The organism is Pseudomonas sp. HMSC066A08 (genome assembly GCF_001813025.1).
GTDB classification, from domain to species: Bacteria; Pseudomonadota; Gammaproteobacteria; order Pseudomonadales; family Pseudomonadaceae; genus Pseudomonas; species Pseudomonas aeruginosa.
Genome location: NZ_KV811228.1, coordinates 1 through 7493 on the forward strand (window position 1 = coordinate 1; position 7493 = coordinate 7493).

Genomic DNA, 7493 nt, shown 5'->3' on the forward strand with positions numbered 1-7493 from the left:
CCAGAACAACGTCGTCAACCACGACGAGACCACCCAGGTCGGCCACGACCGAAGCGAACGCGTGGAGAACGACGAGACCGTCTCCATCGGCCACGACCGCAAGGAGGACGTCGGCAACGACGAAACCATCTCCATCGGCCGGCACCGCAAGGAAGACGTCGGCAAGAACGAGACCATCTCCATCGGCCGCAACCGTCGCGTGACCATCGGCGGCCACAAGACCGAGACCATCGCCAAGACCAAGGCCGAATCCATCGGCTTGGCCAAGTTCCTCACCATCGGTGCCGCCTACCAGACCAGTGTCGGCGCGGCCATGAACACCAGTGTGGGGCTGAGCCAGAGCGAGCAGGTCGGCATCAACAAGTCGGTCATCGTCGGCAAGACCTACAGCACCACGGCGGGCGAGGAGTTCTCCATCACCGTCGGCAAATCCAGCCTGGTCATGAAGGCCGACGGCACCGTGCTCATCAATGGCGTGCAGTTCGATTTCTCCTCCAGCGAACACACGCAGATCTCCAGCAAGGTCGTCGACATCAACTAGCGCAGGGAGCGCCGCGATGGAATTCCGCAACCTCACGCCGTTCGGCGCGCTGTGTTACAGCGCGCTGGCTCCGGACGGCCAGGAACACCCCGTCATCGCCATGAAGGTCGGCTACCGCCTGGAGCCCGTTGAGGGCCAGCCCGGCCAATGCCGCGCCATCGTCATGGACGAAGAGCCACTGCCGCTGTGCATGGCCGACACCTACTACGGCGAGCCCGGCGCGTCCTCCGTGCTCGAAGAAAGCGACCTGGCGCCGTTCAAACCCTATTGCGACGTCATCGTCGTCGGCCACGCCCACGCGCCAGCCGGACGGCCCGTTCGCACCTGGGAGGCCGGCCTGCGCATCACCTCGACCCGCCCCAGGCAAGCGTTTCCCGACCCGCAACTGCCGGAGCGGCCGCCGGGCGGCCGCCTGACCGCCGACGAACTGCGCGCGCATCAGGCCCTGGTGCAGGAAGCGCGGCGCCGCACCACCGAGCAGCGCACGCCGCTCCTGCTGCTGGACAAGACCTTGCGCTTCACCGGCCCGCGCGAGTTCCGCCACGGCCTTATCGGCTGGCACCTCACCGAACCGGAGCCCGCCACCCGCGTTGCACTGCGCTGGGAGCAGGCCTTCGGCGGCGCCAGCCAGATACCCAACCCACGCCATGCCGACGACCCGGAGGCACCGGAATACCTGCTCAACGAAGTCTGCTTCAGCAACCCGCTGGGCTGCGGCTGGCTGGAACATCGCCACGAGAAACTGCACTACCAGCAGACCGGCGATATGCTGGTGCGCCTGCCGGCGCCGCAGATAGAGCACCTGGGCGAACCCATCGAGCGCCTACTGCGCCCGCGCCACCCCGCCGGCCCGCTGGATGCCCCGGCCATGGCCGACGTGGCCACCGGCTATGGCTACACCCCGGCCGGCTTCGGCATCGTCGGCCGTTCCTGGGCGCCGCGCCTGGCCTTGGCCGGCACCTACGACCAGGACTGGGAAGACCACCACTGGCCCGGTCTGCCGCAGGACTTCGACTTCACCTACTGGAACGGCGCGCCCGCCGACCAACAGGTCGCGTACCCCGCGCCTGACGCGCGCATCGAACTGTTCAACCTGGTCGACCCACGACTGAGCCTCGACGGGCACTGCGCCATCCAACTGCCCGGCCACCGACCCTTCGTGCTCCTGCGCATGGACAACGGCGTGCTGCTGCCGCTGCCCCTGCTCACCGACACCCTGCGCATCGACACCGACGCCATGACCCTGTCGATGACCCACCGCATCAGCCTGCCGGGCACCCTGGGTATACGTGTGCTCGAAGCGCGCTTCGAGACCGACCCGGGCGCGCCCATCATCCGCCGCGCAGCGCGCCACGACGAGGAGCCTGCCTGATGGCCGACAACGTCATGGCCCGCAAGCAGGGCAAATGGACCGTCATCGGTATCGCCCCCGACGTGTGCAAGACCCCCATGGGCAGCAGCATCCCGCCGGTTCCTTATCCAGTCACCGCGGAGCTCGATACCAGCACCGGCGTGGCCACCAGCGTGCGCGCCAACGGCCACCCGGTGGTCGTCTACAAGCGCAGCTACACCCCCAAGACCCTCGGCGACGCCGCGGGTAGTGCCAAGGGCGTGAAGAGCGGCACCGTCGAAGGCAAATGCCACCCGCTGGAGCACAGCGGCACGGTGCGGGCCGAGGGACGCCACCTGGTGCGCCATGGCGACCTGTTCTGGATGAATGGGAGTTGATGGGATGGACGAAACGCCAACGCTATTGGACGAGATTGTCATCTCCCGCGGGGTGGACCTGCGCAAGACCATTGGCGGTCCCGACACCATGTACGTACAGGCCGACGGCTTGGGCAATGTGTGGGTCGATTTCGCCGATGGTGATAACGATTGGGGCGAAAAGCTCACCTTGTCACAGGAGCAGTACGAGGCACTGCGTCAGGAGATATTCCGGAAGGAACTGGCCGATCTGGATGCCGTGCCCACCTATGCAGACATCTACCCGCCACCGGGCAAGGGCGGCGGAGGCACCAGTACCACACCCAACGGCAACACGCAGGGCCGCGCGAATGGCGAGGCGCCCGCCACGGGTAAATCTGCCGAGGATTCCAATGCTGAGATAGAGAGCGAAACGCCCGCGGAAGACGACACAGGCGATAAGATACTGGATGGCCTCCAGTTGGGCCTGGATGTCGTTGGCCTGATACCCGTGGTGGGCGAAATCGCTGACCTCGCCAACGCAGGCATCAGCCTGGCACGTGGCGACTACGCGGGCGCTGCCTTGTCCTTGCTGTCGGCTATCCCCTTCGCGGGGTGGCTGGGTACGGCAGGCAAGGTCGGACGACATGGCGCCAAGGCAGCTGCGGAGGCGTCAGCAAAAGCAGCAAAAGAGGCTGCGGAACGGGCCGCGAAAAAAGAAGCGGCGGACAAAGCAGCCAAGGAGGCGGCACAGAAAAGAGCCAAGGAAGCGGCCGAGAAGAAGGCATCTGGCGGAAAGGTCAATGCGAAGAAGCTACCCAAGAAGAAGCCGAAGTGCTTCGACCCCAGGAAGTCCAAGAAGTACCAGAGCCTGAGTGAGGCCGAGAAGAAGAAGTACCTGAAGGAGTATGCCCGCCAGCTCAAGCGGCAGGAGGATGCCATCAACAAAATGTCAGCCAAGCAATTTAAAGAAGCTAGGGAAAAGTTCAATGCGCAAAAACTCAAAACTGGTTCCGGACGAAACCCAGATGCAGCTCAACAGCAGAAGAAGTACAGGGAGATGCGATCACAAGAGATAAGCCAGAGCATCTTTGAAAGCACTCGAAGAAAGAACAAGGATATGGCTTCAGAAACGATTGAGGCCGCAGCAAATGCCAAGGCAGATAAGATCATGAAGAGATTGGATGCGCTGCATGAGCCTGATATGGTGGTAGGTGGCTGGGGTCGTCCCAAACCTACCGGTCTTGGCGATACAGGCGTAAACAAGTCCATTGGGGGGCACTGGAATAAGGAGGGTCGATTGTCCACGCTCGATAATGCGGCCAACGATGCTGTCAAGAGTGGTAAGGGCGGAGACCTGATGAACGTGGAGTTGACGATTTGCCCGCCGGGCGCGAAGGGAAAATAACGATGAGAGACCAAGATTTTGCCTACTTCATTAAAAAATTCGGCGAGGCCAACTCCCGCACCCGCATTCCTGAGGCAGTTATTGCTAATTGGACCGATAAGCTTCCTCCCCTCTTGCTAACCATATGGCGCGATGAAGGTTGGGCAAGCTATGGAGAAGGACGCTTCTGGACTGTCAACCCTGAAGACTATGAACACATCAAGGACGCTTGGCTGGAAAATACGCCGCTGGCCGATTTTGATAACTTCCATGTGATTGCTCGTACAGCCTTTGGCGTACTCTATTTGTGTGGCGAAAAAACTGGAAGAAGTGCCACTATCGCCTGCCTCCACAACGAAATTCTTGCGTTGAAGAACAAGCTCAAGGTTAGACCTTTGCATGACCATGATCCTTCCATCCAAGCATTGTTCGGAGCTAGTAAACCCGCAGATTTCGACTATCCGGACTCCAACGGAAAACTGCTCTTCGAGCGCGCAGTGAAGAAATACGGCCCTCTAGCACAGGACGAGATGTACGGCTTTGAGCCCGCTCTCGTGTTGGGCGGTAGTCCCACCTTGGAAAACCTGCGCCGTCTGAAGTTGGACCCTCACCTGCTCATCCTGCGCAACTTCGACACGCCGACCCTGCCATTCTCCGGCGTGGACCTCGAGAAACTGATGAAGTAGTGCCAAGGCGGCTCAGGCGAGCCGCTTCTTACTTTCTCTGAGTTCGGATTGAGCCGACTCAACCCTTAAGGCCACTTATCCCGCGCGCTCAGAGGCGCTGATTTACTCGGCCGCGCACAGATAGAGCGCCTGCTGCGCCCGCGCCACCCCGCCGGCCCGCTGGCTGCCCCGGCCATGGCCGACGTGGCCGCCGGCTACGGCTATACCCCGGCCGGCTTCGGCGTCGTCGGCCGTTCCTGGGCGCAGCGCCATCCAGCTGCCCGGCCACCGGGCCTTCGTGCTCCTGCGCATGGACACGCGGGGCCGCCTTGTCCTTGCTGTCGGCTATCCCCTTCGCGGGGTGGCTGGGTACGGCAGGCAAGGTCGGACGACATGGCGCCAAGGCAGCTGCGGAGGCGTCAGCAAAAGCAGCAAAAGAGGCTGCGGAACGGGCCGCGAAAAAAGAAGCGGCGGACAAAGCAGCCAAGGAGGAGGCGCAAAAAAAAGCCAAAGAGCAGGCCCAAGGTGCCGGCGCAAAAGTGCTGGAGAAAGCCAAGAAGCTCAGAGAACAATATCTCGGACGCACACCCGGAAAGGGCTCCAAGACAGGGAGAGAAGTTCAAGAGAGAATGCGCGAAGAAGGGAAGCTGCGCGATAATCCATATACCGGGAAACCGGAGTTTCAAGCGTCAGATGGCAAATGGTATGACCTCAGCAAGGCTGATATGGCTCACAAAGAGGATGCCGTCAAATGGTGGAACAGGGAGGGTCGCCAGTATGGCGCCAAGAGCCCCGAGGTTAGAAACTGGATGTTGGATTCAAAGAATTACTATCTTGAACACAGATCTATCAATAGGAGCCAAGGGGCAATTGTAGGTCAGACACACAAATACCAGCCCCCACTCAAGTAGAGGTAAGCGATGTCGATAAAACTCAGTGAAGACCTAGAGAAAGCGATTATTTCGCAAGCAGTCGCAGGAAGAAAAGCCTGGGAGGCAGGAGATTTAGAGCAAGCAGAACGTGATTTTCTCGCCTCGTGGGACGCAATTCCAGAGCCCAAGCTTGATTATGATTTCTCGCAGTCTGCTTCTTATGGGATAGCAGTTTTTTATCGCTCAACGGGGCAATTTTTGAAGGCAAAGCATTGGCTCGAGATCGTGAGAGAGGCATATGGGCCTGGGGTTGCCTCGGAGGAGTACGTCAGTTTTCTGGAGGCTACCATTCACTATGAGTGCGGGGAGCTTGATGAGGCATTTGAGCTTTTTTATCCGCAATTTAAGATTTATGGAAATCGCGCATTTGAGGGGGAGGATAAAAAGTACTTAGATTTTGTGAAGAAGCGGGTAAAGGGTAAGTAGAATGGAGCTGCCAGCCGAGATTCATGACAAGGTCGATGTGCTGTCCATGGAAGGCAATGATCTGATGGATGGCGAGAACTTTGAGGCCGCAATCGAGAGGTGGTCTCAGGCGCTCGATCTTCTGCCTGAGCCGAAGGTGGAGTGGGAGGCCTATATGTGGCTTTCGGCTTCTATCGGCGATGCACTGTTTCATCAGAAAAACTATGAGCATGCGTGCAATAGTTTTATGGATGCGCTGAATGCACCGGATGGAGTTGAGAATCCATTTGTGCATTACCGACTGGGGCAGTGCCAGTTGAAATTGGGGAACGAAGCGCTCGGAGTTGAGTCTTTGCTGAAGGCCTATATGCTGGATGGCGAGGATATCTTTATGGCAGAGGACGACGGCGTGTCATTCCTGAAGATTCTCCAGGATAGAAAGCTCGTCGACTGAGCCGCGGCGTCTGCACTGAGCTGCCGGACTTGGCTGTAGGTAGCAGGGAAAGTGCCATCCTCGTCTTTTCTATGAGTGGTCTCTTTCAAACTTGCGGAGTTCGGCCAGTTCCTTCCTGTACTGCGCATCCAGCTCTTCGGCCAGGGGCGGGTAGTAAATGATGTTGGGCTGGTCCGTCAGCCAGATGCTCGTAGCCTGGATGGCGAAAAAGATGAGCATGATGGCAAGGAGAAGTTTCCCAGGATCTCCGGCCCATGCAGCGAAGGCGTATACCAGTGTGGGCGCCTTGGCAAACAACCAGCCGACACCCCAATTCACCAGTATGAAAACGACCATCATGGCCAGCAGGCTGGCCAGGTCATCGGCTTCGGCCAATTGCGCCCTGCGTGCACTTTGGTGCCGCTCGTAGAGGTCGAGTAGAAACTGGTTCTGCTCCCTGAGTGCGCGGTCGCGCAACTGATAGGCGAAGACGGTGCGGCGACTGCGGCCGGACTCACCCGAGCGTGGCAAGCGGACGTAAATCTGCCGGGCAAGGAGCTTCCAGAAGAAAAGCACGATGGGCATGGCGTACGCCGCCAATATGCAGAAGATGGTCAGTGCGGCGGCGTACCAGCCAAGCGTCAGTGCCGGCGGCTCCCCCGTGGCCCATGCCAGAAGCCCGCCACCGGGATAGCAGACCAGCGTAGTGTCGAAGCACAGGCCGATGCAGATGATGCGCGTCGCCCAGGTGAACTCCCACACTTTGTCTATGATGGCGAGCGCGCTGCCGGCGGAGGGTGCTTGGGCGTTTGCCTGTTCGTCCCTGTTCGCGTTGCTCATTGGAGGCTCCATGGCCGGTTTTGTGTTCGTCCCCCAGTCCGGTGGCCAATGGGTTGGATTCGGCTTGAAGGGGGCAACTGCGCATGCGAGGTCAGTGGGTTAGTGCATCCGCATCACCTGCTGCAACCAATCCGAGCCGACCTTCATTGCCCGAATCTTGCCTACAACGTCCTCGAAGGCCTGAGGGCCCCCTAGAAGGCGGCAGAAGATTGCCGAATGGCAGAGAAACAGGTTGACCATTCTCCGCTGCTCCTCGGCGGAACTGCACGCGAGGAGAGCGTCGAAGACAAGCGAGTAGGTGCGTAAGGCGAGTTCTTCCTGATTCAACGGCTCCAGTTGCTCACGCATCTTTCCATTTCTCCTTGAAGCGGCTCGGACTTCCTGCGGCATGGCGCAAAGAGCAAGTCGCCGGCCATGCGAGTGAGTTTTCAAGGCGAGCATAGGCGCTGAGCTCAGACAGAATTACTAGGAAAAGTCTGAAACTTCAGCTCTCAATACCGGCGCCTGTACGGAAACGGAATCAAAATAAGAATTCTCTGTGACCTGCCCCCCGATTTCAGTACCACGTCAAACTTAGTAGAGTCCGTTTTCCGAGCAGGAGACG

General features: G+C 59.6%; 9 protein-coding genes and 1 pseudogene. 8 read left to right on the forward strand and 2 right to left on the reverse strand.

Features of this window, described 5'->3' with window-relative positions; genetic code table 11:
• The 8 genes and pseudogenes from HMPREF2886_RS02195 to HMPREF2886_RS02225 form a co-directional block, all read left to right on the forward strand.
• A pseudogene (locus HMPREF2886_RS02195) lies at positions 1–541 on the forward strand (type VI secretion system tip protein VgrG); the annotation flags it as partial.
• A gap of 16 nt (positions 542–557) precedes the next feature.
• The gene (locus HMPREF2886_RS02200; protein ID WP_070746706.1) at positions 558–1913 is read left to right on the forward strand and encodes a DUF2169 family type VI secretion system accessory protein; all 1356 of its coding nucleotides are present in this window, start codon (positions 558–560) and stop codon (positions 1911–1913) included.
• Positions 1913–2269 (forward strand): DUF4150 domain-containing protein, encoded by a 357-nt coding sequence (locus HMPREF2886_RS02205; RefSeq protein WP_070746708.1) that lies wholly within the window; start codon positions 1913–1915, stop codon positions 2267–2269. Before HMPREF2886_RS02200 ends, HMPREF2886_RS02205 begins: the two co-directional genes overlap by 1 nt.
• A gap of 4 nt (positions 2270–2273) precedes the next feature.
• On the forward strand, positions 2274–3635 hold the full coding sequence (locus tag HMPREF2886_RS02210) for a polymorphic toxin type 15 domain-containing protein (protein WP_070746710.1): 1362 nt from the start codon (positions 2274–2276) through the stop codon (positions 3633–3635).
• A gap of 2 nt (positions 3636–3637) precedes the next feature.
• Positions 3638–4300: a GAD-like domain-containing protein gene (locus HMPREF2886_RS02215; RefSeq protein ID WP_070746712.1), complete on the forward strand. Its 663-nt coding sequence runs from the start codon at positions 3638–3640 to the stop codon at positions 4298–4300.
• Between the two features lie 308 nt (positions 4301–4608).
• Positions 4609–5190: a GH-E family nuclease gene (locus HMPREF2886_RS34905; RefSeq protein WP_256562478.1), complete on the forward strand. Its 582-nt coding sequence runs from the start codon at positions 4609–4611 to the stop codon at positions 5188–5190.
• Positions 5191–5199: 9 nt separating this feature from the next.
• Positions 5200–5637: a hypothetical protein gene (locus HMPREF2886_RS02220; RefSeq protein ID WP_070746714.1), complete on the forward strand. Its 438-nt coding sequence runs from the start codon at positions 5200–5202 to the stop codon at positions 5635–5637.
• A gap of 1 nt (position 5638) precedes the next feature.
• Complete coding sequence (locus tag HMPREF2886_RS02225; protein ID WP_070746716.1) at positions 5639–6070, forward strand: tetratricopeptide repeat protein; 432 nt, start codon at positions 5639–5641, stop codon at positions 6068–6070.
• A gap of 69 nt (positions 6071–6139) precedes the next feature.
• Here HMPREF2886_RS02225 and HMPREF2886_RS02230 read toward each other — a convergent pair whose 3' ends face one another.
• On the reverse strand, positions 6140–6889 hold the full coding sequence (locus HMPREF2886_RS02230) for a hypothetical protein (protein WP_070746718.1): 750 nt from the start codon (positions 6887–6889) through the stop codon (positions 6140–6142).
• Between the two features lie 99 nt (positions 6890–6988).
• A complete protein-coding gene (locus tag HMPREF2886_RS02235; protein ID WP_070746720.1) occupies positions 6989–7237 on the reverse strand; it encodes a hypothetical protein in 249 nt (82 codons plus the stop codon).
• Between the last annotated feature and the right edge of the window lie 256 nt (positions 7238–7493).

Coding starts and splice junctions, on each gene's coding strand:
- HMPREF2886_RS02230 (WP_070746718.1), bottom strand. CDS start 6,889: ATGAGCAACGCGAACAGGGACGAACAGGCAAACGCCCAAGCACCCTCC.
- HMPREF2886_RS02200 (WP_070746706.1), top strand. CDS start 558: ATGGAATTCCGCAACCTCACGCCGTTCGGCGCGCTGTGTTACAGCGCG.
- HMPREF2886_RS02225 (WP_070746716.1), top strand. CDS start 5,639: ATGGAGCTGCCAGCCGAGATTCATGACAAGGTCGATGTGCTGTCCATG.
- HMPREF2886_RS02205 (WP_070746708.1), top strand. CDS start 1,913: ATGGCCGACAACGTCATGGCCCGCAAGCAGGGCAAATGGACCGTCATC.
- HMPREF2886_RS02235 (WP_070746720.1), bottom strand. CDS start 7,237: ATGCGTGAGCAACTGGAGCCGTTGAATCAGGAAGAACTCGCCTTACGC.
- HMPREF2886_RS02215 (WP_070746712.1), top strand. CDS start 3,638: ATGAGAGACCAAGATTTTGCCTACTTCATTAAAAAATTCGGCGAGGCC.
- HMPREF2886_RS02210 (WP_070746710.1), top strand. CDS start 2,274: ATGGACGAAACGCCAACGCTATTGGACGAGATTGTCATCTCCCGCGGG.
- HMPREF2886_RS02220 (WP_070746714.1), top strand. CDS start 5,200: ATGTCGATAAAACTCAGTGAAGACCTAGAGAAAGCGATTATTTCGCAA.